Source organism: Sphingomonas flavalba (assembly GCF_004796535.1).
Classification (GTDB): domain Bacteria; phylum Pseudomonadota; class Alphaproteobacteria; order Sphingomonadales; family Sphingomonadaceae; genus Sphingomonas_L; species Sphingomonas_L flavalba.
Genome location: NZ_SPHY01000009.1, coordinates 111908 through 138533 on the forward strand (window position 1 = coordinate 111908; position 26626 = coordinate 138533).

28 protein-coding genes are annotated in these 26626 nt (G+C 68.4%); 2 read left to right on the forward strand and 26 right to left on the reverse strand.

Translation table 11 applies throughout. The annotated features are described in order from the left end of the window. Positions 1-102: 102 nt before the first annotated feature. The 9 genes from E4A53_RS10150 to ispG all read right to left on the reverse strand — a co-directional run bounded on the left by E4A53_RS10150 (position 103) and on the right by ispG (position 8211). Positions 103-1302, reverse strand: coding sequence for an NnrS family protein (locus E4A53_RS10150; RefSeq protein WP_136162992.1), 1200 nt, complete (start codon positions 1300-1302; stop codon positions 103-105). A gap of 239 nt (positions 1303-1541) precedes the next feature. After that, positions 1542-2081, reverse strand: coding sequence for a DUF488 domain-containing protein (locus E4A53_RS10155; protein ID WP_136162993.1), 540 nt, complete (start codon positions 2079-2081; stop codon positions 1542-1544). Beyond that, positions 2078-2317, reverse strand: coding sequence for a hypervirulence associated TUDOR domain-containing protein (locus tag E4A53_RS10160; protein WP_239018248.1), 240 nt, complete (start codon positions 2315-2317; stop codon positions 2078-2080). Before E4A53_RS10160 ends, E4A53_RS10155 begins: the two co-directional genes overlap by 4 nt. Before the next feature lie 70 nt (positions 2318-2387). Then, a complete protein-coding gene (locus E4A53_RS10165; protein ID WP_136162994.1) occupies positions 2388-4646 on the reverse strand; it encodes a nitric-oxide reductase large subunit in 2259 nt (752 codons plus the stop codon). A 104-nt stretch (positions 4647-4750) separates the two neighbouring features. Next, on the reverse strand, positions 4751-5065 hold the full coding sequence (locus E4A53_RS10170) for a DMT family transporter (protein WP_136162995.1): 315 nt from the start codon (positions 5063-5065) through the stop codon (positions 4751-4753). Next, a complete protein-coding gene (locus E4A53_RS10175) occupies positions 5065-5547 on the reverse strand; it encodes a GNAT family N-acetyltransferase (protein ID WP_206366298.1) in 483 nt (160 codons plus the stop codon). The genes E4A53_RS10170 and E4A53_RS10175 overlap by 1 nt, the downstream gene beginning before the upstream one ends. Next, on the reverse strand, positions 5544-6440 hold the full coding sequence (locus E4A53_RS10180) for a DMT family transporter (protein ID WP_136162997.1): 897 nt from the start codon (positions 6438-6440) through the stop codon (positions 5544-5546). The genes E4A53_RS10175 and E4A53_RS10180 overlap by 4 nt, the downstream gene beginning before the upstream one ends. Positions 6441-6482: 42 nt before the next feature. After that, the gene (locus E4A53_RS10185) at positions 6483-6992 is read right to left on the reverse strand and encodes a retropepsin-like aspartic protease family protein (protein WP_136162998.1); all 510 of its coding nucleotides are present in this window, start codon (positions 6990-6992) and stop codon (positions 6483-6485) included. Between the two features lie 103 nt (positions 6993-7095). Further along, positions 7096-8211, reverse strand: a complete 1116-nt coding sequence (gene ispG, locus E4A53_RS10190) for a flavodoxin-dependent (E)-4-hydroxy-3-methylbut-2-enyl-diphosphate synthase (protein WP_136162999.1) — start codon at positions 8209-8211, stop codon at positions 7096-7098. Between the two features lie 171 nt (positions 8212-8382). Here ispG and E4A53_RS10195 point away from each other — a divergent pair, with 171 nt between their 5' ends. After that, positions 8383-9144, forward strand: a complete 762-nt coding sequence (locus tag E4A53_RS10195) for an SPOR domain-containing protein (protein WP_239018249.1) — start codon at positions 8383-8385, stop codon at positions 9142-9144. Between the two features lie 151 nt (positions 9145-9295). Continuing rightward, positions 9296-9607: a hypothetical protein gene (locus tag E4A53_RS10200; RefSeq protein ID WP_239018250.1), complete on the forward strand. Its 312-nt coding sequence runs from the start codon at positions 9296-9298 to the stop codon at positions 9605-9607. A 46-nt stretch (positions 9608-9653) separates the two neighbouring features. Here E4A53_RS10200 and E4A53_RS10205 read toward each other — a convergent pair whose 3' ends face one another. The 17 genes from E4A53_RS10205 to E4A53_RS10285 all read right to left on the reverse strand — a co-directional run bounded on the left by E4A53_RS10205 (position 9654) and on the right by E4A53_RS10285 (position 26625). After that, positions 9654-10880 (reverse strand): NAD(P)/FAD-dependent oxidoreductase, encoded by a 1227-nt coding sequence (locus E4A53_RS10205; RefSeq protein WP_136163001.1) that lies wholly within the window; start codon positions 10878-10880, stop codon positions 9654-9656. Further along, positions 10877-11710 carry an S-formylglutathione hydrolase gene (gene fghA, locus E4A53_RS10210; protein ID WP_136163002.1) on the reverse strand — a complete coding sequence of 278 codons (834 nt, stop codon included), beginning with the start codon at positions 11708-11710 and terminating at the stop codon, positions 10877-10879. Before fghA ends, E4A53_RS10205 begins: the two co-directional genes overlap by 4 nt. 21 nt (positions 11711-11731) lie before the next feature. Continuing rightward, positions 11732-12595 (reverse strand): formyltetrahydrofolate deformylase, encoded by an 864-nt coding sequence (gene purU, locus E4A53_RS10215; RefSeq protein ID WP_136163003.1) that lies wholly within the window; start codon positions 12593-12595, stop codon positions 11732-11734. A 4-nt stretch (positions 12596-12599) separates the two neighbouring features. Further along, positions 12600-13712: an S-(hydroxymethyl)glutathione dehydrogenase/class III alcohol dehydrogenase gene (locus E4A53_RS10220; RefSeq protein ID WP_136163004.1), complete on the reverse strand. Its 1113-nt coding sequence runs from the start codon at positions 13710-13712 to the stop codon at positions 12600-12602. Positions 13713-13771: 59 nt separating this feature from the next. Beyond that, positions 13772-16894: a PAS domain S-box protein gene (locus E4A53_RS10225; protein WP_168694359.1), complete on the reverse strand. Its 3123-nt coding sequence runs from the start codon at positions 16892-16894 to the stop codon at positions 13772-13774. Between the two features lie 46 nt (positions 16895-16940). Beyond that, complete coding sequence (locus tag E4A53_RS10230) at positions 16941-17567, reverse strand: response regulator transcription factor (protein WP_275401802.1); 627 nt, start codon at positions 17565-17567, stop codon at positions 16941-16943. Positions 17568-17691: 124 nt separating this feature from the next. Continuing rightward, a complete protein-coding gene (locus tag E4A53_RS10235; protein ID WP_136163006.1) occupies positions 17692-18087 on the reverse strand; it encodes a flagellar export chaperone FliS in 396 nt (131 codons plus the stop codon). Between the two features lies 1 nt (position 18088). Further along, entirely contained in the window at positions 18089-19756 is a 1668-nt protein-coding gene (fliD, locus tag E4A53_RS10240) for a flagellar filament capping protein FliD (protein WP_136163007.1), read from the reverse strand. A 48-nt stretch (positions 19757-19804) separates the two neighbouring features. After that, positions 19805-20938, reverse strand: a complete 1134-nt coding sequence (locus E4A53_RS10245; protein WP_136163008.1) for an EscU/YscU/HrcU family type III secretion system export apparatus switch protein — start codon at positions 20936-20938, stop codon at positions 19805-19807. After that, positions 20938-21714: a flagellar biosynthetic protein FliR gene (gene fliR / locus E4A53_RS10250; RefSeq protein ID WP_168694360.1), complete on the reverse strand. Its 777-nt coding sequence runs from the start codon at positions 21712-21714 to the stop codon at positions 20938-20940. The genes E4A53_RS10245 and fliR overlap by 1 nt, the downstream gene beginning before the upstream one ends. A 2-nt stretch (positions 21715-21716) precedes the next feature. Then, entirely contained in the window at positions 21717-21986 is a 270-nt protein-coding gene (gene fliQ, locus E4A53_RS10255; protein WP_136163009.1) for a flagellar biosynthesis protein FliQ, read from the reverse strand. A gap of 7 nt (positions 21987-21993) precedes the next feature. Continuing rightward, positions 21994-22908, reverse strand: coding sequence for a flagellar type III secretion system pore protein FliP (gene fliP / locus E4A53_RS10260; protein ID WP_136163010.1), 915 nt, complete (start codon positions 22906-22908; stop codon positions 21994-21996). A 112-nt stretch (positions 22909-23020) separates the two neighbouring features. Then, complete coding sequence (locus E4A53_RS10265; protein ID WP_136163011.1) at positions 23021-23272, reverse strand: flagellar biosynthetic protein FliO; 252 nt, start codon at positions 23270-23272, stop codon at positions 23021-23023. Continuing rightward, positions 23269-23571, reverse strand: a complete 303-nt coding sequence (gene fliN / locus E4A53_RS10270) for a flagellar motor switch protein FliN (protein WP_136163012.1) — start codon at positions 23569-23571, stop codon at positions 23269-23271. Before fliN ends, E4A53_RS10265 begins: the two co-directional genes overlap by 4 nt. Then, complete coding sequence (locus tag E4A53_RS10275; protein ID WP_136163013.1) at positions 23568-24500, reverse strand: flagellar motor switch protein FliM; 933 nt, start codon at positions 24498-24500, stop codon at positions 23568-23570. The genes fliN and E4A53_RS10275 overlap by 4 nt, the downstream gene beginning before the upstream one ends. Positions 24501-24529: 29 nt before the next feature. Then, positions 24530-25123, reverse strand: coding sequence for a flagellar basal body-associated FliL family protein (locus E4A53_RS10280; RefSeq protein ID WP_239018254.1), 594 nt, complete (start codon positions 25121-25123; stop codon positions 24530-24532). Positions 25124-25152: 29 nt separating this feature from the next. After that, positions 25153-26625 (reverse strand): flagellar hook-length control protein FliK, encoded by a 1473-nt coding sequence (locus E4A53_RS10285; protein ID WP_136163014.1) that lies wholly within the window; start codon positions 26623-26625, stop codon positions 25153-25155. Position 26626: the final 1 nt, after the last annotated feature.

Below are 26626 nucleotides of genomic sequence, written 5' to 3' on the forward strand. Positions count from 1 at the left end.
CCGCTGCAGGCGCGCCGAACCTAGGCTGGCCCGTGCCGTGAAATCAACCCGCCGGCGTCTGGACCTTTCGCATGGCCGGTGTCGCAGCCGTGCCGCTTAACTCTAACCCGGCCGCCCGTCGCTGCGCGGCGTCGTATAGATGTGCGCGGCCCACAGCACCCATGGCAGGAATGCGATCAGCCAGCCGAGCGCGGCGGCGCTCTGCCAGGCCAGCCAGTCCTCCGCCAGTTCGCCGCCCACCCGCAACAGGCAGACGATTTGCACCGCGACGAACGCGTACAGCGCGACCGGCGGCAGGACGAGCGGTCGTCCGGAATGTCCCTGCGTCACCCTGGTCACCATCGCCACCAGGATGCTGCCGAAAAAGCCGACGAACAGCGCATGCGCCGGCGCTCGGCCCAGGATCACCTCGCCGTGCAGCGCCAGCGCCAGGTCCTGCACCGTATACAGCGCGAAGGCGATCGGCAGCCAGGTGAGCCCGGCGAACAGCACGAACAGCAGCGGCGGCATCCGGTGGCGCGGAAACCAACGCCACAGCAGGTACAGGCTGAGCAGGAACAGCGGCAGGTCGGCGATCCACAGCCGCTCGGCGGGCAGCGCGACATGCAGCGCCATCAGCGCCCAGCCCGCGCCCAGCACCCAGGCCGGCCGCCACGGCTGGTATCCGGGCACGACATTGCCGGCGAAAAACGGAAACATGCGGTGGGCGACGGTGAAATAGACCGGGGTGAGCAGGCCGAAAGTGCCAATCTTGATCGCCAGGTCGCCCGTGGCCGCATCGCGGCCGAGCAGGTAGACCAGCCACAACACCAGCCCGGCCGCCCCGGCGCACAGCGCGCCATAGCAGCCGACCAGATGCCATGTCCGCCCCCGGTCGCGCCAGGCCAGTCGGCCCAGCGGCACCAGCGCCACCAGCCAGCCGGCCAGCGTCGCCGTCGCCCCCAGCACCGCGCCCGCCTGCCAGCCAAGCGCTCCGCCCAGCGTCAGCAACTGGCCGCCGAGCAGCCCGGCCGCCACCGGCACCGCATAGCCACGCGCGATCTCCGGTTGGCCGATCCAGCGCGGAAACACGGTCAACAGGAAGCCGAAGAAAAAGCTGGGAAGCACCTGATATTGCATCAGAAAGGCGTGCAGCCGCCCGGCATAGGGGTCGGGCTGCGGCATCGGCAGCAGCGGCCAGCGCGCGGCGGCCAGCCACAACGCCCACCACGCCATGGCAAGCAGCAGGTTCAGCCCCCCGACGAAGAACATCATTCGATGCGGCGCCCGGCCGAGATGGACGATCGACGGCGACGAAGACATGGCGCGACACCTCCTTGCTGCGCGATTTTCCCCTGACAACGCAACACACAAGCCCGGCACGCCCCTGTAGCGCAAATTCGGCGACCGCGCGCCGCCATTTCCACACCTTGCGCGAAGATTACGTGGCGTAGGACCATCAACCGGGCGCTGCCCCCGTGCCCCTGCGAAAGCAGCGGCCCGGAACGTATAAACGGCGCGGCGATGCCGGGGAGCGCCCCGGCCCGTTTGCACCACCAGGCTCAGGCGACAGCCGGGTAGGTTACCCTGCCATCCTCACCCACCCGCGCCCCCGGCGTCAGGGTCGCCGTCACCGCCCGGCCGGGGTCCATCAGGTGGAACACGGCCTCGCCGCCGGCCAGTAAATAGTCGGTGACGATCCGCCGGTGGCACCGCCACCATACCGCCTCGGAACACATGATCGCGCAGCGCCGCGCGCGGCCAAGCGCGATCAGTTGGTCAAGCCCGGCACGGAACGGCGCGGTCAGCGCATAGTCGGCATAGTTGTGGAAGCTGCGATTGTCCCAGAACCCGTTGGTATCCGGCTCGGCCGCTTTCACCCGGCCGCGCAGCCCGCCCAGTTCTGCGATATGGGTATAGCCGATCTGGAACGGTGCCAGCGCATCGCCCAGGACGTCGAAATTATACTGCGGGTTGGTCCGCGACCGCGGCACAGATCGAATGTCGACGACGACATCGACCGCGCCGACCCGCAGCAATGCGCAAAACGCCTCGATCGTCCGGGTCGAATGGCCGATGGTGTGGAACGGCGACGCCGTCATTGCCCGTTGCGCGGCAACCGGGTCAGCGCACTGCCCTTGTGCGCGGCGATGTGGTCGGTCCTGTCGCTCTTGATTTCGTATTGCGGGTCATCGGGCGTCGCGTGGCGCGGGTGGCCCTTGTAGGTGAAATCGCGGGTGTGGATCTTGCGAATCACGCCGGAGACCCGCCCGGCCTCCGAATTCCACCCGACATGATCGCCGACCTTGAACCGCTCCGTCATATCCGCACCCGTCATCACGCTTCCCGAAAGGGAAAGCACCGCATGGCCGACGGGTTCCGCCTTCTCCCGAAATATGCGCTCCGCCTCATTCGGCGCTCGTCGTCCGCGCCCCCTTGCGCCACAGGCCGAGGATCACGACTTGCCAGGCGACCGCGATTGCCCCGACGATGAACACCACGTCGCCGAAGGTACGGATCCAGCGCAGCGTCTCCAGGAAACCCTGCTGCAGGAAGGTGTCGCTGCGCGCGTACCACATGCCGGTGGTCACGCTCGCTTCGAACTGGAACAGGCCGACCGGCAACAGGCTGGTGAAGATCATCAGCACCAGGCCGGCATTCAGGCCCCAGAACCCCGACTTCATCAGCCGCTCGTTGAACCCGATCTCCGGCCGGATATAGCGCAGCACCAGCAGGGTGAAGCCCAGCGCAAGGAAACCGTAGACGCCGAACAGCGCGGCATGGGCGTGGACCGCCGTGGTGTTCAGCCCCTGGAGATAGAACAGCGCGACCGGCGTGTTGATCATGAAGCCGAAGACGCCGGCCCCCAGCATGTTCCAGAACGCCACCGCGACGAAGCACATCAGGGGCCATTTGACCGCGCGCATCCACGGCGCCCGCTCGCGCAAGCTCCAATGCTCCCACGCCTCATAGCCGAGGACGATCAGCGGCACGACTTCCAGCGCGCTGAACGCCGCACCGACCGCCATGATCGGCGTCGTCGTGCCGGAAAAATACATGTGATGGAAAGTACCGGGCACGCCGCCGACCATGAACAGCGACGCCGACGCCAGGCTGGCGGCGGTGGCGATCCGCCGCGACACCAGCCCCATCGTCGCGAAGATGAACGCGATGGCGGCGGTCGCGAATACCTCGAATATCCCCTCCACCCACAGGTGGACGACCCACCAGCGCCAATATTCCATGATGCTGATGTTGGTCCGTTCGCCGTAGAACAGGCCGGAGCCGTAGAACAGGCCGATCGCGATGGTGAAAACGGTGAGCAGCCACAGCAGGCTGTTGTCGCCGTCCTTGCGGCGCAACGCCGGCATCATCGCCCGCAGCATCAGCGCCAGCCACAGCAGCAGGCCAACGAACAGCGCAATCTGCCAGAACCGGCCGAGGTCGAGATATTCGTACCCCTGATGCCCAAACCAGAAACTCAGCTTCGGCGGTATGACGTGGGCCAACGCGAAGTAGTTGCCGGCGAAGGATCCGGCGACGACGACGATCAGCGCCCAGAACAACAGGTCTACGCCCAGCTTCTGATATTTGGGATCGCCGCCGTGGATGATCGGCGCCAGGAAAAGCCCCGCCGCCAGAAAGGCGGTGGCGATCCACAGCACCGCGCTCTGCACATGCCAGGTCCGCGTCAGCGCGTAGGGGAACCATTGCGACACGTCGACGCCGTAAAAGCCCTGTCCCTCGATCGTATAGTGAGCGGTGAAGCCGCCGATGAACACCTGGAACACAAACAGCGCCAGCACGACGAACAGGTATTTGCCGACCGCCTTCTGCGAAGGGGTCAGCGGCGCCAGCGTCAGCGGGTCGCTCGCCGCCGCAACCGGCGGGTCCTCATGCCGGCGCAGGAATGCCCAGCCCCAGATCAGCGCGCCGATACCGGCGATCAGGATGATCACGCAGGCCAGCGACCACAGGATGTTCTCCGGTGTCGGATGGTTGCCGATCAGCGGCTCCGGCGGCCAGTTGTTGGTATAGGTGGCAACCGTGCCCGGCCGCTCCGTAGAGGCCGCCCACGCTGTCCAGAAGAAGAAATCGGCCAGCTTCGCCCGCCGCTCCGCATCGGGCAGCGTGTTTTCCTTCATCGCGTAATTGTCGCGCGTCTGGCGCAACGCCGGATCGGCGCCGTACAGCCGGTCGTAATAGGCGGCGGTCTCTGCCATCGCCGCAGCCCGGCGGTCGGACACCGTCACCGTGCCGGTCGCCGGGTCATAGCTGTTGGGGCGGTAATCCTGCTGCAGGCGATAGGTCAGCGCCGCCTTCTGCTCCGGGGCGAGCGCGTCGAACGGCTTGCCCTCGCCCTCGCGCGCAGCGTTGTCGAGCCAGGCGACCAGCTCGCGGTGCAGCCAGTCGGCGGTCCAGTCCGGCGCCTGATAGGCACCGTGGCCCCAGATCGAGCCGAGCTGCATGCCGCCGGTGCTCTGCCAGGCGCTCTGCCCGTCGAGGATGTCCTCGCGGGTCATCAGCACCTCGCCGGATGCGGAAACCACCTGAGTCGGGATCGGCGGCGCCTTGCGATAGACCTCGACGCCGGACAGGCCCAATATGCCGAACGTCACCGCCAGAACGGCGATCAGCGTCCACCACAGAAACCGATAGTTCCCCATAGCGCCCCCCAAGGTGCCGGCAGATGGGGCACTATGTCATATCAAAGGGTAATCCCCAAGATCGATTCGACAGGGAATCGATCCGGCTCGTCAGCCACTTTGCCTCAATGCAGCAGCTTCAGTCCGGCGATGCAGCCGACCAGCCCGGCGATCAGTAGCAGCCGCGCGGCGTTGATCGGCTCGCCGAACCAGATCATGCCGACGATGACGGTACCAAGCGCACCAATCCCGCCCCACACGGCATAAGCGGTGCCCATCGGGATCGACCGCGACGCCACCTCCAGCAGCCCCATCGACAGGCTGACCGAACCGAGGAAGGCCAGCGTCCACGGCAGGTTGCGGAACCCGTCGACGAAGCGCAGGCACGTGGTGAAACCGACCTCGAAGCAACCGCCGAGGATGAGCAGCGTCCACGCCATCAGGCTGCACCCGCCAGCACCGCGAGCGCGGCACCGTCTACCCGGTTGATCATCCAGTCGTCCATCGTCCGTGCTCCCAGCGCTCGATAGAATGCGATCGCCGGCGCGTTCCAGTCGAGAACCGACCATTCGAGCCGCGCGCAACCGCGCTCAATCGCGAGTGCGGCCAGCCGGGCGAGCAGCGCCCTGCCCAGCCCGGCGCCGCGCGCCTCGGGCTGGACGAACAAATCCTCTAGATAAAGCCCCGGCCGGCCCTCGAATGTCGAGAAATTGTGAAAGAACAGCGCGAAGCCGCGCGGCTGGCCGCCGATTTCGCCGATCAGCACCTCGGCGTACGGGCGCTCGCCGAACAGATGGCCGGCGAGCGCATCCTGGTCGAAGCGCACCTCGTGCGACAGCTTCTCATACGCGGCGAGCTGGCGGATGAAATCGGCGATCAGCGGCATGTCGGCCGGGGTCGCGGCGCGGATCGCAATGCTCACAGCGCCACCTCCGTTCCGGCCGCGGGGCGTCGGGCGACCACCAGGCATCCGGCCACGATCAAACCGGCGCCCGCCACCGTCAGCATCCCCAGCGTTTCATCGAAAATCCAGTAACCGAGCAGGCATGCCCAGATGAAGGCAGTATATTCCACCGCCGACAGATAGCTCGCTTCCGCCCGGGCATAGGCCCAGGACAGCAGCATCAGCGACCCGAACGACAACAGCGCCGCGACGCCGATCAGCGGTGCCGACCCGATCGGCGGCAACCGCTCGAAGAAGATCGGCGCGGCGACAAGCATGCAGACGCCCAGCGTCAGGTTGAGGAAGAACGCCACCTCCACCGGCCCGGCCAACTGCGCCTGCCGCCGCATCAGGATCAGGTTGTACGCATAGAGCGTCGCCGCGCCGAGGATGGCGAGCGCCGCCCACAGTACCTCCGGCCCGACCGCCACGCGCAGTTCGCCGGCAACGATAGTCAGCACCCCGGAAAAAGCGACCAGCGATCCGATCACCGCCCCGGCGCCGACCGCCTCGCCCAGCAGCAGCGCCGCGAGGAACAGGGTAATCAGCGGTGCGACGAAGGTCAGCGCAATGGCCGGGGCCAGCGGCATTCGCGCCAGCCCCCAGAAGAACAGTAGCACCGACAGACCGGCGACAAGGCCGCGCAGGACGTGAAGGCGCAGCACCTGCGGCGCCGGCCACCCGCGCCGGGCCACCAGGAACGGCCCGATGCCGATCGCGATGCCGACCAGGCTGCGCCACAGCACCGCATTGTAGAGGCCGATGTCGAGCGACAACTGCTTCATCGCCGCGTCCATGCCGGAAAAGGACAGCACGCCGATCGATGCGACCGCGAAGGCGATGACCGGCGGAGCAGGGCGCGGCGGCGACATGGCCGGCCGCATAGCCGAGTGCCGGCGCCTTGTCCCACCCCTTTAGCGCAGCGTCATCCGGTCCCCGTCGATCGCCACCGAACCCACCCGCGACAGGAAGGACTGGCCGAGCAGCGACACGTCCAGCCCCTCGCCGATGATCGCCGCACGCACCTGCCGCGCCTCGCCGCCGGCCACGGCGATCCGGTCGAGCACCACGGGCTTGCCGCGCACCGCGCCGGACGCGCCACGCCCGACAACGGCGAATTCCGCCGGGGAGAAATTGAGGCCGATCCGCCGCGCGTCGTCCACGGTCAATGCGACCAGCGACGCGCCGGTATCGACCAGGAAACGCACCGGCTGGCCGTCGACCCGGGCATCGACATAGAAATGGCCATCCGGATCTCGGCTGATCATGGTGCCGACCACCGCCAACCCCGGCGCCGTCGGCGCGGCTTCCGCCACAGACACCGCCGGCGTCGCTGCCGACGGGCTCGCCGGCTGGCTCTCGGGCAGGATCAGCCCCAGCGACACCCCAAGCGCAATCGCAAGCAGCAGCAGTCGAGTGGCCATCATCCCCCGCTAGCGGCAAAACGCTGCCGAACGATGGGGCATAACGGTGAACGCCGCTTTAGGCAGCCGCAGTCCGGTCCGTTCCGGACAGGATACGGCGCGCTCAGGCCGCCTGCTTCGCCTCGGCCGCCTCGATCTCAGCCGCCTTCGCCTCGACCAGCTTGACGATATGATCGACCATGTCGGCGTCGCTCACATGGTGGTCGGTGACGCCGGACAGATAGACCATGTGCTTGCCGGCACCGCCGCCGGTGATACCGATATCGGTCTCGCGCGCTTCGCCAGGGCCGTTGACGACGCAGCCGAGGACCGACAGCGACAGCGGCGTGCGGATATGCTGCAGCCGCTCCTCAAGCACCTGCACGGTGCGGATGACGTCGAAACCCTGGCGCGCGCAGGACGGGCAGGAAACGACGCGAACGCCGCGATTGCGGATGCCGAGCGCCTTTAAGATCTCGAAGCCGACACGGACCTCTTCCTCCGGCTCCGCCGACAGCGAGACACGGATAGTGTCACCGATGCCGTACCACAGCAGCGAACCGATGCCGATCGCCGACTTGACGGTACCGCCGATCAGCCCGCCCGCCTCGGTAATGCCCAGGTGCAGCGGGCAATCGACCGCCTCGGCCAATTGCTGGTAAGCGGCGACCGCCAGGAACAGGTCCGACGCCTTGACCGCGACCTTATAGTCGCGAAAGCCATAGTCTTCGAGGATGCGGATGTGGTCGAGGGCGCTTTCAACCAGTGCCTCCGGGCACGGCTCGCCATATTTTTCGAGCAGGTCCTTTTCCAGCGACCCGGCGTTGACGCCGATGCGGATCGCGCAGCCATTGGCGCGGGCGGCCGCCACCACTTCCCTCACCCGCTCGGCCGAACCGATATTGCCGGGGTTGATCCGCAGGCAGGCGGCGCCGGCATCGGCGGCCTCAAGCGCGCGCTTATAATGGAAATGAATGTCGGCGACGATCGGCACCCGCGAGGCGCGGACGATCTGCTTCAGCGCCGCCGTGCTTTCCGCGTCGGGGCAGGAGACGCGGATGATGTCGACCCCGGCATCCTCGCAGCGGCGGATCTGGGCGATCGTCGCCTTGGCATCCGATGTCAGGGTATTGGTCATCGTCTGGACGGTGATCGGGGCATCGCCGCCGACGGGGACGTTGCCGACCATAATCTGGCGGGATTGACGGCGTGTGATGTCGCGCCACGGACGAATGGACATGGGACTGTGCTCGAACCTCGTGATCGCGCCGCTATAGCGCGGACCGACCGGGGAAGCGAGGCCCGTCGGGCCGGCGCGCCCGGCGCACGAATCGCCGCTGATAGCCGGTCCGGCATTTGCGGCGGCAGCGGGCAGGCCCCTATCGTCGGCGCGGACGAAACAGGGGGCGTGATGACCAGCGGCTGGGCAAGGATGATGGCGGTCGGCGGCGGGTTGGCGTTGCTCGCCGGCTGCGCGGGGCACAAGGGCAAGCCGGTGCCGACACCGGCGCCCGCCCCTACCCCAACACCCGCTCCCGCGCCGACGCATCCGACGATCAATTCCGGCATCGGCGCGCAAGAGGCGGTGTGGCACCTGCGCGCCGCGCTCAACGTCGCGGCGCTAAGCTGCAATGATCGCGGACTCGCCGACCGCTACAACCGGCTGCTGCAGGACAAGAGAAGCGCGCTTGCCGCCGCCTATGCCGCCGAAACCGCTCGCTTCAGCACGGCTGCGCTCGATAGCCATATGACCCAGGTCTATAATTATTTCGCACTGCCGCGTGACCGCGCCGCCTTCTGCGCGGCGGCGGGCGAAGCGTTGGCCGGGGCCGGCACCGCCGATCTGCCCGGCTTCGCACCGGCGGCTCTGGAGCGGCTGGAGGCGCCGCCGGCACTACGGCACACCGCGACGGTGGCAGCGGCGCGGGTGGCTGCAGTGGGGTCGTGGCAGATCCAGCTCGGCGCCTACGGAAAACGCGCCAATGCCGAGGCGGCCTGGCGTCAGGTCAGCAACCGCCTGTCCGGTGCGGCCCGGACACCACGCTATGAGGCGGTCCCCGGCAAGCCCCTGACCCGCCTGCGCGTTGGTCCCGTCGCCGACCGCGCCGAGGCGGTGCGGCTGTGCGCCGCGGCGGCCGGCGCCGGCCTCGACTGCATGCCGATCGCGTCTTGAACGGGCGTGGGCGAGATACGACGCGACGAAAACCTAATCGCAATCAATTTGCCCGATTGCATCATCTTGATCGGCGAAATGTCAGCACTGGGAGCGCACACTGCACATGAGGGTCACCCCATTTTTCTGCGCGGCAATCATCGGCGCGATGATGCCAACCGTCGCTCTGGCCGACGACCCCAACGACGCGGCGATGCGCAACGCCGCCGCGCGGGCGCACGACCGCGAAATGACCCGCCAGCTTAACCGCGAGGAAGGTGCGCGAGTCCGTCAGCGTGACGCCCGTTCCACGCCGCGCTGGCGCGTGGCCGGCGACGATGAGCATCTTGCCCGTTCGCGAGACCATGAACGCGCCATGGCGGACTATGCCCGCAATCGCGCGCGGTACGAACGGGACATGCTCAGGTGGCGCCGCGCCGTTGCCGCGTGCCGCGCCGGCGACTATTTCGCCTGCGACAACTAAAGCACAATAACAGCCCCCGGGCTGGATACTGTCTCCGCCCGACGCTTCAGACCATTTCCTTCAATGGCACCGCCGCGTCGGCCAGCTTCGCCGGGGCAATGATCGCGCCTTCCAGCACCAGCTTGCGGCCCTGGACATAGTCCTTGGTCGCGTTGACGCAGTCGAGAGCGACGACGCGCCCGCCCTTCAGGTAGACAACCGAGAAGCTGCGCGTCGCCGGATCGCCGCGCAACACCGCTTGGTCATGGCCGGTCGACAGGCCGACGGTCTGCAGCCGCAGATCATACTGATTGGACCAGAACCACGGCACCGCGTCGTAAGCCGCCGCCTCGCCGGCGATCGCCTTGGCAACGGCGGTCGCCTGATCCGTCGCATTCTGCACCGATTCGAGCCGGATCGTCGCGCCGTCGGCAAAGCGATTGGCGTGGGCGGCGCAGTCCCCGACCGCATAGATGTCGGCCAGGCTGGTCCGCCCCTGCGCGTCGACAGCGACGCCATTGTTGCCTTCGGCCCCGGCGGCGATCAGCGGTTCGACCGCCGGGATGATGCCGATGCCGACGATCACCATCTCGGCCGGTAACACCGTGCCGTCGACCAGTCTGACCCCGGTCGCGCGGCCGTCCGCCCCTTCGATGCAGTCGACGCCGACGCCGGTCCGCAGATCGACGCCGTGGGCGCGGTGCTCCGCCTCGTAGAAACGCGACAGCGGTTCGCCGGCGACGCGGGCGAGCACGCGGCCCTGCGCCTCCAGCACCGTCACCTGCTTGCCCAGCTTGGTCAGCACTGCCGCCGCTTCCAAGCCGATATACCCGCCGCCGATCACCACCACCCGCATAACGCCGGGCAACTCGGCGATCATCCGATCTACGTCGGCGCGGTTGCGCACCGCATGGACCCCCGCCAGATCATTGCCCGCGCAGCCCAGCCGGCGCGGGCTGCCCCCGGTCGCCCAGACCAGCGCGCCGTAGCCCAGCGTCGATCCGTCCGCGAAGGTCACCCTCTTCGCCGCCGGGTCGACGGCAACGACGCGCTCGCCCAGCCGCATCGTCACCTGCCGCTCGTCCCAGAAAGCGGCGGGACGGATCAGGATTCGTTCGAAAGGCTTCTCGCCGGACAGATAGTCCTTGGACAGCGGCGGGCGCTCATAGGGCAGTTCCGGCTCGTCGCCGACAATGACAATGCTGCCGTCGAACTTCGCCTGCCGCAGCGCGATCGCCGCCTGCGCGCCGCCATGCCCGGCGCCGACGATCACCACATCCGCCCGCTCGCTCATCCGTTCAACCTCCCCCCATGCCAGCGGAGATGATCCGCCATGAATGTCGAAATGAAATAATAGCTGTGGTCGTAGCCCTCCCGGATGCCGAGGTTGAGCGCAATGCCGGCATTGGCGCAGGCGCGCTCCAGCAGTTCGGGCCGCAGCTGCTCCGCCAGGAACGGGTCGGCGCTGCCCTGGTCGACCTTCAGCGCGTCGACCCTCGCGCCGTCCTCGATCAGCGCCACCGCGTCATGCCGCCGCCAGGCCGCCCGATCAGGGCCGAGATAGCCGCCGAGCGCCTTCTCCCCCCAAGGCACCTGTGACGGCGCGACGATAGGCGCGAAGGCGGAAATCGCGCGAAACCTTTCGGGGTGGCGCAGGCCGATGGTCAGCGCCCCGTGCCCGCCCATTGAATGGCCCATGATCCCCTGCCGCGCCGTATCGACCGGGAAATATGCAGCGATCAGCGCGGGCAACTCCTCCGTCACATAGCTCCACATGCGGAAATGCCGATCGAACGGAGCCTCGGTCGCGTCGACGTAGAACCCTGCGCCCTGCCCAAAGTCGTAGGTATCGTCGTCGGGCACATCCGCGCCACGCGGGCTTGTGTCCGGCGCGACGAACACCAGCCCCAGCTCGGCGCAGGCGCGGCGATACTCGCCCTTCTCGGTCACATTGGCATGGGTGCAGGTCAGGCCGGACAGATACCAGACGACCGGCAGCTGCGCCCCCGGCGCATGCGGGGGGACATAGACTGAAAAGGTCATGGCAGTACCGGTCGCGGTCGAATCGTGGCGGCAGACATGCTGCACGCCGCCAAACGCCATATTGGTCGAAACCGTCTCGATCGTCGCCTCCTCTTGCGCCTGTCAGCGGAACACCACGGTCCGCAGCCCGTTCAGCAGCACTCGCCGCTCCGCCACCCAGCCGACGGCGCGGGCCAGCACCTGCGCCTCGACATCGCGGCCGATGCGGATCAATTCGTCGACCCCGCGCCGATGGTCGACGCGCTCGACCGCCTGCTCGATGATCGGCCCTTCGTCCAGATCGGCGGTGACGAAATGGGCGGTCGCGCCGATCAGCTTGACGCCCCGCTCGTGGGCGCGGTGATAGGGCCGCGCGCCCTTGAATCCGGGCAGGAAGCTGTGGTGGATGTTGATGCAGCGCCCGGCCAGCCGCTCCGTCAGCCCGGCCGACAGGATGCGCATGTAGCGGGCAAGTACCAGATATTCCGCCCCGGTCTCGCCGACCAGCGCCTCCAGCGCCGCTTCCTGCGCCGCCAGCCCGTCCGCCCCGACCGGCAGGTAATGATACGGGATGCCGTGCCATTGGGTCAGCGCGCGCATCCCGTCATGATTGGAAACGACACCGACGATGTCGATCGGTAGCGCCCCGGTCCGCCAGCGGTGGAGCAGGTCGTTCAGACAATGCGACGCCTTCGACACCGCGATCAGCATGCGCGGCCGCTCGCTGCTGTCGGTCAGCGTCCAGGTGAAGCCGTACCGCCCCGCCACCGGCGCCAGTGCCGCTCGCAACGCGGCGCCGTCCGCTGGAAAGCGCGGGCCGCCGGCGCGGAAGGCGACGCGCATGAAGAACCGCCCGGTTTCCAGATCGGCATATTGCTGGCTGTCGAGGATGAAGCCGTCACGCTCGGCCAGCGCCCCCGCCACGGCGGCGACGATGCCCACGCGGTCGGCGCAGGTGAAGGTCAGGATCCAGGACAGGGCCGCCATCGCGTCAGTAGAGGATGACGCTGCGGATGCTTTCCCCGGCATGCATCAGCTCGAAACCCTTGTTGATCTCGTCCAGGCTCAGCACATGGGTGATCATCGGGTCGATCTCGATCCGGCCGTTCATGTACCAGTCGACGATCTTGGGCACGTCGGTGCGCCCCTTGGCGCCGCCGAACGCGGTGCCGCGCCAGTTGCGGCCGGTGACCAGCTGAAACGGCCGGGTGGCAATCTCCTTGCCGGCCTCGGCTACGCCGATGATGATGCTGGTGCCCCAGCCGCGGTGGCAGGCTTCCAGCGCGGTCCGCATCACCTCGGTATTGCCGGTCGCGTCGAAAGTGAAATCGGCGCCGCCGTCGGTCAGCGCCAGCACCTCGGCGATCACCTCCTCGCGCGATTTGCCCTTGCCGTTGACGAAATCGGTCATGCCGAACCGGCGGCCCCATTCCTCGCGGTCGGGATTGATGTCGACGCCGATGATCTTGCCGGCCCCGGCCAGCCGCGCGCCCTGCAACACGTTCAGGCCGATGCCGCCCAGGCCGAACACGACGACGCTGTCACCAACCTGCACCTTGGCGGTGTTGACCACCGCGCCGACGCCGGTGGTCACCCCGCATCCGATGTAGCAGCTGGTCTTGAACGGCGCGTCCTCGCGGATCTTGGCGACCGCGATCTCCGGCAGCACGGTGAAGTTCGAGAAGGTCGAGCAGCCCATATAATGGTGGATCGGCTGCCCCTTGTAGCTGAACCGCGTGGTGCCGTCGGGCATCAACCCCTTGCCCTGGGTGGCGCGGATCGCGGTGCACAGGTTGGTCTTGCCGGACAGGCACGACTTACACTGGCGGCATTCCGGCGTGTAGAGCGGGATGACATGGTCGCCCGGCACGACGCTGGACACCCCCGCGCCGACCTCGCGGACGATGCCGGCGCCTTCATGGCCGAGGACGCTCGGGAAGATCCCTTCCGAATCGAAGCCGTCCAGCGTGTAGGCGTCGGTATGGCAGATGCCGGTCGCCATGATCTCGACCAGAACTTCGCCCGCCTTCGGGCCTTCAAGGTCAAGCTCGACGATCTCAAGCGGCTTCTTCGCCTCGAACGCCACCGCCGCACGCGTTTTCATGCCAGTCTCCCTGCTTCGGTCGCGTCCCCTCTAACCGGTCAGCCCATGGCGATAAACCGCTATCGTGCGGCGGTAGCCGGGTGCTGCTCGTCCATCGCGGCGCGGACGGCCGCCGCCGCGCTGTTCAGCGCGGCCATCAGCGCTTCGGCGTCCGCCAGCGTCGAATCCGCCCGCATCGTCCGCCGCGCCGACGCTTCAAGCCGCCGGGCGCAGGCAGCGCTCGCTCCCCCAGCCAGCGCATGCGCCTCGCGGCGAAGGGTTTCCAGGTCGTCGGCCGCCAGCGCCGCCTTCAGCACCCCGGCCCGTCCGGCGCCGTCCGCCAGGAACAACTCGAGCAGCCGCCGCATCCCGTCGTTACCGACCAGCGCTGCCGCTTCGGCCAGCGCGACCCGGTCGATATCGGGCGGCTCGATGCTGAATCTGGCGATTTTCGCCAGCGTCTCCGCCAACCGTGTCCGGTCGATCGGCTTGCCGATTATCGCTTGGAACCCCGCCTCGGCAAAGCCGTCCAGCGCCTCGACCTGCGGGTCGGCGGTAATCGCGATGATCGGCACGGCGCCGCGGGTGCCCGGCATCTGGCGAATCGCCAGTGCCGCTTCGATGCCGTCCATCAGCGGCATCTGCAGGTCCATCAGCACCGCGTCATAGCCCCCCTGCCGCGCGGCAGTCAGCGCAGCATGACCGTCATCGACGGTCACCGCCCGGTGGCCCATTCGCTTCAACAGCGTAGCGATCAGCAGCCGGTTGACCGGGTTATCCTCCGCGACCAGCAGTGACAGCGGCCGTTCGTGCAGCGGCTCCAGCGGCACGACATCCGCAGGGATCGGGATCTCGCCCGTCGCCGGCAGGGTTAGCGTGAAGCGGAAGCAGGATCCGGCACCGACTTCGCTTTCGGCGGACAACGTGCCGCCCAGCGCCTCGACCAGCCGCCGCGCTATCGTCAGGCCCAGCCCGGTTCCGCCAAAGCGGCCGGAAATCGCGGCATTGGCCTGGGCAAACGGCTCGAAGATCGTGTCCAGCGCCGCTTTCGGGATGCCGATACCCTGGTCGCGCACCGCGAATTGCCAGCGGTCGCCCGGCGCCCATTGTACCCGAACCTCGATCTGCCCTTCGGCGGTGAACTTCACCGCATTGCCGACGAGATTGCCGAGCACCTGGCGAATCCGCGTCGAATCGCCGATCACCCCGGCCGGCTCCGGTCCGTCGAACAGCGTGACGATCGCCACGCCGCGCGCCGCCGCGCCGCTCTGGAACAGCGACACCACTTCCCGCACCATCGCGCGCAGGTCGAACGGCGCCGCCTCGATGCGAACGGCGCCCGCCTCCAGCTTGGCGACATCCAGCACGTCGTCCAGCATTCGCATCAGCGTACGCGATGATCCTTCCAGCGCCTCGATGAAACGGCCGCGCTCGGCCGCCGAGCGAGTATCGCGCAGCAGCCCGATCATGCCCAGGATGCCAGTCATCGGCGTGCGGATCTCATGGCTGATCATCGCCAGGAAATCGCTGCGCGTCCGCGCCGTCGCCTCTGCCGCGTCGCGTGCCGCAACCAGCGCCGCCTCCAGCCGCTGGTGCCGCTCGACGTCGCGCAGCACCGACAGCACGCGGGGTCCGTCAGGCTCGATGTCGATCAGCCGGGATTTCGCCTCCATCCACAGCCAGCTTCCGTCCTGGCGGCGCACCCGCATCCGGTGGGTCGTGTCGCGCCCGGGGTTGCGCAGAATCGTCTCGCGGATCAGCCGCCGCCCCTCGACGTCGTCGGGGTGGATCAGCCCGGCCAGCGGCCGGCCGACAATATTCTCCGGCCGATAGCCGAGCGCCTCGCGGATCGACGGCGACGCATAATAGCAGACCGTGTCAGCGTCGGTCTTCAGGATCACGTCGGTGACGTATTCGGCGATGGTGCGGAAACGCTGCTCGCTGTCGGCCAGCGCTATTTCGCTGACCTTGCGCGCGGTGATGTCGCGGATCGCGCCGGCGGCGCCGAGCAGCGCGCCGTCGGGGCTGCGTTCGTTCTCGGCGGTCACCTCGCACCAGCGGATCGCGCCGTCGCGGCGGCGGCAGCGCAATTCCACCCGGCACTGCCCGGCGCGGCCGGCGAACAGCGGCCACAGCGCCTCGCGCACCGCCGCCCGGTCGTTCGCCGCGACGAAGCGCAGGAAGGACCGGCCGTAGCTCGCTTCGACACCATAGCCGGTCAGCCGCTCCCAGGCCGGGTTGAGCAGGGTCATCCGCCCTTTCAGGTCGGTGCGGAAGATGACCTCGCCCAGATTGTCGACCAGCGAGCTGAACTGCTCGCGGCTCGCCTCCAGATCGCGTGAGATGCGGCGGATATGCGCCAGGCTGCCGGCCACCGGCGCCGAAGACAGGATCAGTACCACGCAATAGAGTTCGAGGAACTGCAGTTGTCGCGGCCAGCTGTCGTAAAGAAACGCCGCCGGGCCATAGCCCATATGGGTCAGCGGCAGCGCTACCGCCGCCGACGCCGCCACCGCCAGCGCAGCGCCCAGCGGACCCAGCACCAGCGTCGCCACCACCACCGCCGGCGGCAGCAGGTACAGCGTCGGCCCGGCACCGACGCTGAACACCGCGACCGCCACCGCCAGCACCAGCGCGGTCACCCAGACGACGGTGAACAGGCGCGGGCGCTCGGTCGGCGGCGCGGCGCGATAATCGGCGATCTGGACGATCAGGGGCACGAACAGCATCATCGCCAGCCCGTCGGAGACCAGCCAGCGGCCGAACTGGGTCAGCAGCGCCTCGTCGTGATAATAGGCGATTGTCGGCGCGCCGATCAGCGCCGACACGACGCCGCCGAACAGCGCCGCCAGCGCGATACGCAGGATATAGCTCGGCCGCGCGAAGGACGGGCCATGTGGAAACAGCCACCGCAACACCGCCAGATTGACGCCGACGCTGGCGATATTGGCCGCCGCCATCAGCAGCGCCGGCAGCAGCATCTCGCCCCGCGCCATATTGGCGAGCGCGGTCGCCAGACAGCCGACAAGGATGATCGGCACCGGCTTCAGGTCGGGGCGGATGACAAGCAACGCGACCAGAAACGCATTGGGCAGCCACAGCACCGCCAGATGGCTCTGGCTGGTTGGCAGCAAGCTGAGCAGGCCGCCCGCCATGCCGATGCCGGCGGCGATGACCAACCCGACGCCGGGCGTGCGGGCCACCGGTTGGGGGTCGGGAGGACGGGCGATGCCCATGTCCCGCCGCCGGTCAGTCCGGCTGAACGTCGAGCGAGCGGTAGAGCAGCACGGCCTGGGTCCGGTTGCTGACTTCCAGCTTGCGGAAGATCGCGGCGAGATGCGACTTCACCGTCGGTTCGGCGATGCCCAGGTCATAGGCGATCTGCTTGTTCTGCCGCCCGCCGGCGATCGCCCGCAGCACGCGCAGTTGCGCCGCCGACAGGCTCGACAGCTTGTCGAGCACCGGATCCGGCGCGTCGTCCTCCAGCACGGTGCCGGGGAAGGCGGCCTCGCCGCCGACAAGCTGGCGCAGCGATTCGATCATGTCGCTCATCGCGGCGGACTTGGGGATGAACCCTCTGGCGCCGTAATGCGCCGCTCGCCGGATGACCGCGGGGTCCTCGCGGCTCGACACCACCGCCACCGTCGCCTTGGGCAGGACGTGGCGCACCAGCATCAATCCACCCATTCCGGCAACGTCCGGCAGCATCAGGTCGAGCAGCACCAGATCGAAAGGTTCCGCCTTCGCCTTGGCCTCCGCCTCGCCCAAAGTCCCGACTTGTTCGACGACGGCCGAAGGGTCGACCGCGCGTGTCGCCATGGCCAACGCGGCGCCACACATCGGATGATCGTCTACTATCAGGACCTTATATGCCAAGCTCGCCTCTTTTCCCGGTCGGCAGGAGCACCTCCGTCACGTGGGGGTCGCATGTGAAGCGTCGCGCGGCGAATACGTCAAGCCCCTGTTCCACAATATCCTTTTACGGAACAGTCCGCGCGGCTCACCGCGCGCCGATCGCCCGCCAGCTATCGGCGATCTCGGCGACATTGGTCGCCACCCGGCGCAACTGCTCCGCGTCCAGGGCCAGGCTCGCCTCCATCACCGTCTCACGGGCGCCGCGATAGAAGCGCGACAGGGTTTCGGCAACCGTGCCGCCACGCTCGAAATCCAGCCCGGATTCCAGCGCGAACAGCAGCGCCAGCGCCTTGGTCAGATTGGCGCTCTTGGCCGGGTGGTCGCGCTGCTCGGTGGCCAGCGCGCCCAGCCGCAGGCTGCGCAGCAAGTCGTCGAACAGCAGGCAGATCAGCCCGTGCGGCGACGCGCCGTTGATCCGGCTGTTGATGTCGACCTGACGATAGGTTTCGCCGGGGTCGGCGAGCAGGCGTGTCGCGTACATGTCAGTTGCCGTTCGCGTTGGTCCAGATCTTCACTTGCTGCTCAAGGAAGCTCTGGGTCGCCTTGTAGGCGGCAACGCGCGCGTCCATCGACGCAAACTGACGGGTCATCTGCTCGCGGGCCTGGTCCTGCCGGGTCTGCAATTCGTCCTGCCGGTCGGCCAGCGCCGCGCGCTGGCGTGTATAGCGATCGGTGCTGGCACCCAGCCCGTCGGTCTTGCTGGTGATCTGCGCCGCAAGCTGCTCCATCAGCGCGCCCAGGCCGAGGTCGATCGACACCGTCGTCGCCGTCACGTTGCCGGACACTTTCAGCACCAGTCCGGCCGCGGCCGAATCCGCCGCCGCATAGAGCAGGTCGCCGATCGCCGTCGCCGGTTTGCCAGCGATCATGCCGGATGCCGGCTGGTCACCCGCCGCCGCGACGACGTCGGTCACCGCATAGGTGCCAAGCGCCGTCTTGCCCGGCGCCGAGGTGACGGAAAGCAGCGGGCTTGCGCTGGTCTGCGACGGGTTGAACATCGCCTCGACCACGTCCGGCCAGTTTGCCAGCGCCTTGTTGAGTGCGGCGCTGTCGACGCTCAGCGTCCCGTCCCGGTTGGTCCTGACGCCGATCTCGGCCAGCGTCTTGGGCGCGCCGGCCGGCACGTTGGCCAGCAACTGGGTGGATGTCAGCGTCGCCAGCCGCTGGGCCATCGCCCGCACCGCCGGGTCGCCGTTCAGCATCCCGGTCTTCGGGTCGGTATCGGTCTTCAGCAGGCTCTTCAGCTCGTTATAGGCGCTGGCGAAATCGTTGACCGCCTGGCCGATCGCGTCGGTCGGACGCTTGGCGGTCAGCGACACCGTCGTCCCCGCCGCCGCCTTGATCAGGTTGAGCTGGACGCCGGGTATCAGGTCGTCGATGCTGTTGGTCGCGCGCTGGGCGACGATGCCGTCGACCGCGACGATGCTGTCGACCGCCTTGCGACCCAGCGTCATTCCGGCTGCGCCGGGGTTGAACGCCAGCGCCGCCAGCCCTTCGTCCCCCGGCGTCTCGGCGACGTCGACGGTGAACGCCATCGCCGCCCCGGTCGGCCCCTTCAGCGACAGAGACGCACCACCTTCGCCGGCGACAATCGTCGCGGTAACGCCGATATTGGCGGCATTGATCGCCTGGGCGATCCCGGCCAGGCTGTTGTTGTCGCTGCCGATCGCGATCGTCACCGGCGCCCGGTCCGGATCGGCGGCGAAGCCGGTCATTGCGGTGTCCGCCCAACTGGCCGCGCCGAAAGTGAAGGTCAGCGATCCGGTGCCCACCGGCGCGGTCCGGCCCGCCGCCACCGGGGCGGAGGTCAGCAACTGACCGGCGGCAAGCTGGCGCACCTCGACCTCGGCGGCGAAATTGCCGAGATGGGCACCGGCCAGCGCGGAACTGGTGACGATGCCGGTGTCGGAACTGACTGGCTGGGTCATCAGCATGCCGCTGGCGAGCAGGCTGTTCAGCGACGTCGAGAAGCTGCTGATCCCGCTCTTCAACGCGCTTACCGCGGAAATCCGGGCGGTCAGCGCGCTGTCCTGGTCGGCCAACGCCTTGGCCTTGCCGTCGAACTGGGCGGATATCAGGTCCGACACCAGCTTGGCGGTGTCGATGCCGGCGCCGACGCCCAGCGCGGAGGTGATCGAAGTCGTGGTCATGCTTCTCGCCTTGCTCTCCCCCGCAATTCGGCCGCGCGGCGCGAATCTTTAGGAATTTCGCTGCAACACGCCGTTTTCGTCGAAGCGCGCCGTGTCCGGCACCAGCACGCTCGGCGGCGCGCCTCCAACGCGCTGGTTGAGGCCGAAGACGAAGGCGAGCACGGTGGCGATCGCGACATACAGGTCGTCGCGGATCTGCTGCCCCTCGCGGCTGGTGTAATAGACGGCGCGCGCCAGCGCCGGATATTCCAGCACCGGCTTGCCCAGCTCCGCCGCCAGTTCGCGGATCGCGAAGGCGGTGGCACCGCGCCCCTTGGCGACAACCACCGGCACCTCGTCGCGCCCGCGCTCATAGCGCAGCGCGACGGCGAAATGGGTCGGGTTGGTCAGCACGACATGGGCGCCTCCCACCGCCTTGCGCGCGCCGCCCTTCAATATCTCGTGCTGGCGCCGGCGCAGCGCCGCCTTCATTTCGGGAGAGCCTTCGGCCTCCTTGTGCTCGTCGCGGATTTCCTTCTTGCTCATCTTCAGCTTGGTGAACAGGCGGATCATCTGGATCGGCACGTCGACGCCGGCGATCAACATCAGCCCACCGGCCATGGTCAGCAGCACGACGACCAGCATGTTGCCAAGCGCCGCGACCGATCCCTCGATATTGCCGGTGACCAGCCCCAGCGCGTCGTTGCGCACCGACCACAGCAGCCAGGCGCCGATCGCGCCGAGCAGCAGCACCTTCAGCAGCGACTTGCCCAGCTCGATCAGCCCCTGCATGCCGAATATGCGCTTCAGGCCGCTGCCCGGGTTGATCCGCGATCCCTTGAACGCCAGCAGCGACATGTTGAACCGCGTCGGCCCCAGCCCGGCCTGGCTCAGCACCGCCGCGGCCATGGTCAGCCCGAACAGCGCGGCCAGCGATGGCGCCAGCTTCAGCCCGGTGGCGAGCAGCGGGCGCAGCGGCTGGAAATCGTCGATGTCGCCGCGCCCGAAACGCAGGCTTTCGATCATCACCGCCTTCAGCGCGGCGATCAGCGACGGCCCGGCGAACGCCAGCCAGGCGCAGCCGACCAGAACGACGGCGGCGGTCGCGAACTCCTTGGAGCGCAGCACCTCGCCCTTTTCGATGGCGTCGTTGCGCCGCTTCGGTGTCGGTGCCTCTGTCTTTTCGCCGAAATCCTCCGCCATCAGCCGAGCACCAGCGTCTGGGCGGCCTGCAATCCTTCGCGGACGATGGTGCCCATATAGTCACCGATGACCGGGAAGGCGATCGCCAGTGCGACGATGCCGATGACCAAGCTGGCCGGCAGGCCGATGGCGAACAGGTTCAGCGCCGGAGCGGAACGCGACAGCATGCCGACGATCAGGTTCAGGCACAGCAGGATGAAGCCGACCGGCAGCGCCAGCAGCAGCCCGGCGGCAAAGGCATAGCCGCCGAACAGCGCGATCGCCTGCAGCCGCCCCGCCTCCAGCCAGGCGCCGCCCGGCGGCAACACGCCGTAGCTGCGCACCAGCAGGTCGACGAGGACAAGATGCCCGTCGGCGGCGAGGAACAGCAGGGTCAGAACGATCGCCATGAACTGGCCGAGCGCCGGGGTCGCCTGGCCGTTCTGCGGGTCGACGGCGCTGGCGAAGCCGATGCCCATCGTCGTGCCGATCGCCTCGCTGGCGATCAGCGGCCCGGCAAAGGCGATCTGGATGATGAAGCCAAGCGCCAGCCCGACCAGCGCCTCCTGCGCCACCGCCAGGATGGTCGCGAGGGCGAATACCTGCCCGGGCGGCGTTAGTTGCACGTTGTTGACCACCAGCACGCCGATCCCGGCGGCCAAGAGGATGCGGACCTGTACCGGCACCGCGACCGCCCCGAACACCGGCGCCGCGATGAACGCCGCGCCGATCCGCACCATCACGAACAGCAGCGCCCACAGGCCCGGTTCGACCGAAGGCAGGCCGAGGCCGAGCATCGCTAGCGCACGAGGTCCGGTATGCGGTCGAAGATCGACACGGTGAAGTCGGTCAGCAACCCCATGATCATCCCGCCGAAGATGACCAGCGAGAAAGCGACGACCGCCAGCTTCGGCACGAAGCTCAGCGTCTGCTCGTTGATCGACGTCGCCGCCTGCACCATGCCGAGCAGCAGGCCGGCGAGCAGCGCCGGGATCAGCACCGGCGCCGTCGCCAGCGCCAGTACCCACAGCGCCTCGCGCGCGACGGTCAGGAAATAGCTCGCGTCCATCGCCCGGCTAACTCACGAAACTGCCGGCAAGCGATCCCATCGTCAGCGCCCAGCCGTCGACGAGGACGAACAGCAGCAGCTTGAACGGCAGCGATATGATCGTCGGCGACAGCATCATCATGCCCAGCGCCATCAGGATCGACGCGACCGCCAGGTCGATGACCAGGAACGGCAGGAAGATCAGGAAACCGATCTGGAACGCCGTCTTCAACTCGGACGTGACGAAGGCCGGCAGCAGTACGGAGAACGGCACGTCCTGCGGCTTGGCGAACGGTCCGACCTTGGCGATGTTGGCGAACATCGTCACGTCCTTGACCCGCGTCTGCTTCAACATGAAGCCGTGGAGCACGTCGCCGCTGCGCTCGACCATCTCGGTCGCGCCGATCCGGTCGGCGGCGTAAGGCTCGATCGCCGTCTTGTTCACCTGGCTCAGCGTCGGCGCCATCACGAACAGGGTCAGGAACAGCGCGAGGCCGGCCAGCACCTGGTTGGGCGGCGTCTGCTGCAGGCCAAGCGCCTGGCGCAGGATCGACAAGACGATGATGATCCGGGTGAAACTGGTCATCATCAACAGCAGCGACGGCAGTACCGTCAGCAGCGACATCAGGATCAGGATCTGCAGCGACAGCGCCATCGGCGCTTCCTTGCCGCCCAGTTGGCCCATCGCCCGATCGAGCGCGTCCGCCACTCCCGGCGCGGCCGGCGCGGCCGGTACCACCGGCGCCGCCTGCGCGAACGCCGGCCCCGCAATCACCAGCGCCGCCAGCAGCAAAGCCAGCACCACGCCCCACCGCAGCCAGGCTCCCGCACCCGTCCATCCGGAGCACAGCCGAGGGACGCACAATGAAAGAAGGCCCCAGCCCCATCCATCCCGAGCGCAGTCGAGGGACGCACAATGAAAGAAGGCCCCAGCCCCGTCCATCCCGAGCGCAGTCGAGGGACGAACAGCAGAAGAAGGCTCCAGCCCCCTAACCCTGGAAAGGCTGGCAAAAGCAGGCACGCCACCAAGCGGCATCATTCGGTCGGACATCGCCTCACTCGGCCTTGTCGATCAGGGTCACGCCGCCGCGCCCGACGGCGACCAGCAGCTTGCGCCCCTCGAACTCGATCACCGCCAGGCGCAGGCCCGGCGACACGATCATCGTTTCCTTGACCGCCATCATCCGGTCGCCGCTCGCGCCCGGCAGGCGGGTCTCCAGCTTGCGCCACACCCACAGGCAGCCGAACAGCAGCCCGCAGACCAGCGGCAGCAGCAGCACCAGTTTCAGCAGGTAGGTCCAGATCACGGCTGGACCGTGGTCGCCGCCTGCGGGTCGGCAAGCTCGGTGATGCGGATGCCGAACCGGTCGCCGACCGTCACCACCTCGCCCCGGCCGATCAGCGTGCCGTTGACCAGCACGTCGAGCAGCTCGTTGGCGTGGCGGTCCAGCTCGACGACGCTCGATTCGCCGATCGCCAGCAGCTCGCGCAGCTTCAGGTTGGTCGCCCCGACCTCCACCGACAGGCGGACGTCGACGTCCTGCAGCAGGCGGAAATTGGCCGCAACCCCGGTATCGACCGGGAAGGCACCGCTCATGTCACTCATGCTATGTCCTCATCTGGCAAGGTTTCGATCCGCGCGACGCGCAGCGCGGCACGGCCGTTGGCGGCGCCGACGGAGCCGCGTGCGAAGCGGTTGTCGGCAACGAACAGCGGAATTTCGGGCCCGAAGCTGATCGGGATGATGTCGCCGGGCTTCAGCGCGACCAGCCGCGATAGCTGGATCACCGGCTCCGCCAGCACCGACCGCACCGGCAGCTTCACTTCCATCACCGCGCGGGTCAGGCCGGAAAACCATGCCGGGTCGCCGCCGCGCTTGCCCTTGACCCGGGCGCCGAGCGCCCCGGCCACCGGCTTCAGCGCCGCCGCCGGATAAAGGATATCGATCGCCACCGACCGGCTGTCGGCCAGTGCGATCGCGAAACGGGTAGCGACGACACGGTCCTCGCCGTCGATGTCGGGGATCATCACCGGATTGGTCTCGAACCGCTCGAAGGCGAAGGCGATCTGGGCGACTTCGCCCCAGGTCGCGGCCAGCCGCTCGGCGATGCCCCTGCCGATCCGGCGGATGATCGCCTCGGCGCTCGCCGGCAGTTCGGCCGGCAGCGGCGACGGTACCTGGCCGGTGCCGCCGTAGAACAAGTCAAGCAGTTCGAACACCATCGGCCCGTCGATGACGGCGACCGCATGGCCGGCCAGCGGCGGCATGGTGATCAGCGCATAGGCCGCTAGCGCATCGCCGCGCCCGTCGAGATAGGCGTCGAGGCGGACGACGCTCAGCGGCTCGGCGGCGATCCGCACCGGCCGGCGCAGCATCGGTTCAAGCAGGTGGCGCAGCGAACGGGCGAAATGGCCGCTCAGCGTCTGCAGCGCATGCAGGTCGCCCAGCGCGTTGCGCGGCCCGGCGCCGCCAAGCACTGCCGCGTGGCGCGGCGTCTTGGCGTCATCGCCGGGCGCAGTCTCTTCCTTCAGCATCGGCTATCGTTCGCCCCCACTCGTTATGGTTACTGAACGATAAAATTGGTAAAATAGACGTTACCGATACCGCCGAATCCCTCTTTTTCTTTCAGGACCTGGTTGATCGAGGCGACCAGCCGCCCCTGGAGCTGGCGCTTGCCCTCCGGCGTGAACACCTGTGCCTCGTCGGTGTCGCTCAGCGTCATCAGCACGGCGGACCGCACCGCCAGTTCGTTGGCTTCGACATTCTTGATGACGCGGCCGTCGTAATTGGTCGAAACCGCAAGTCCAATCTGGATGAAATGCGCGCTGTTGCGCAGGTTGGACGTGAACTCCTTCTCCAGCTGGTAGTAGGTCGACGCGTATTTCGACCCGCCCTCGCCGCCCTCGCCCTTCGCCGGCGCGGCGCCGTGGTCGCCGCCTTCTTCGGCCTCCGCCGCCTTCTGCTCGCCCTTCAGCACCAACTGCGGCTGGTCCGGCTTGGCTGCCTTGCCTCCGCCGGCCAGCCCGCCATTGGCGAAATAGAGCCCGGCACCGGCGCCACCGCCGACCAGCGCGGCCACGCCGACCCCGGCGAGCAGCAGCTTCAGCATCTTGCTCTTCTTCTTCACGGGCGTCTCGGTCTTGGCGTCTTCACTCACGGTTCTGGTCCTCGATCATCGGTTGCGGTTCAGGCGATGCGGCCGCTCGGGCCCGCGTCGTCGGTTGCGGGCGCCACGGCGGCCGGGGCCGGCGCGGCGGGAATGCGTTCAGGCACGGTACGGCGCTGGTCCGAAGCCTGCCGGTCCTGCTGCTGGACGCCGGTGTCGCCCAGCTTCAGCCCGCGCGCGTCGGCCAGTTCGGCCAGTCGCGGCGCGGCATCGGCCAGCAGACTGCGCGCCTGCGCGGTCTCGGTGGCGAAGGCGACGTGGATACGGTCGCCGTCATGCCGGATCCTGACCTCGACACCGCCCAGCGCGTCGGGGCGCAGCTTCAGATGGGCGATGCGACTGCCCTCGGCGCGCTGTGCGTCGATCCGGTCGACCAGCGCCTCGATCCATTCGGCCCGGCCGGTGTCGAGTGGCGGCGCGCGCAGCACGGCAACCGGCGGCTCGACGCGGGGCGGCGCCCCGGTCAGCGTCGCGCGGATGCCGCCCAGCGCCTGGGCGAAGGCATCGCCGGCCCGCTCGGTCTCGGCCCGGTCGCCGCTGTCGCCGGTGACCAGCGCAGCCAGCATCTGGGCGGCGGCGGCATCGCTGCGCGGCGGAGAAGCGGGAATCGATGATGCGCGCGCGGCACTCGTCGTCGGCGCGGCACCCGGCGCCCGCTGCCGAGGCAACGAGGTCGGCTGCCCGGCGACAGCGGCGGGCGGAGCCTTGGCCTCCACCGGCGCGCTATCCGCAACGACGCTGTCCTCCGAAACCGCCACGGCCGCGACCGGCACCGGATCGGCGGTGACGGGCACAGCCAGGGGCAGCACCGTCCGCACCGACGCCGGCGTCGTCGGTGGCGGCGGCGTGACAGCGACCACCGGATCGGCATCGACGACCGGCGGCGGCATTACCGGCGCGGCAATCGCCGGCGGCGGCACGATCGGATCCATGGCCGGATCGGCGGGTGGATCGGCGGGCGCGTCCGCCTCGGCATCCGATGCAGCCGGCGCCGTTTCCGGCCTGGCATCCGCCACCACGGCATCCCCGCCGCTCCCGGTCGGCTCGGTGGGCTCGGTGGGCACCGGAGCGGGCATCTTAGTCGGCGGCTTAGCCGGCAGCGCAACCAGCGGCTTCGCGGGCACGAACGCCTTTACCGGCGTCCAGCCGCACGCAACCGGCGTTGCGTCGGCATCCGACGTTTCCGCCGGCACCGCCGCGTCCGGCAATGTCGCACGCAGTTGGTCATCGGCCGGCGCCGGGTCGGCGCTCTCCGCCTTCGTATCGATCATCGCCAGCAGCGCCTCGGCGTCGGGCAACGCCGTCGCTGGATCGGCAGCCTCTTGCCGGTCGACCGGCACCGGCTTGCCGTCTGCCGCCGCGTCCGGCCCGGCATCCGCGCCCGTCAGCCCGGCGACCAGCGCGGCGAACAGGTCGCCGCCCCCGGCCGAAGCCACGGCAATCGCGGGTTGCTGGGCCGGCGGGCCGGCGGTCTGGATGGCGAGCAGGGACACT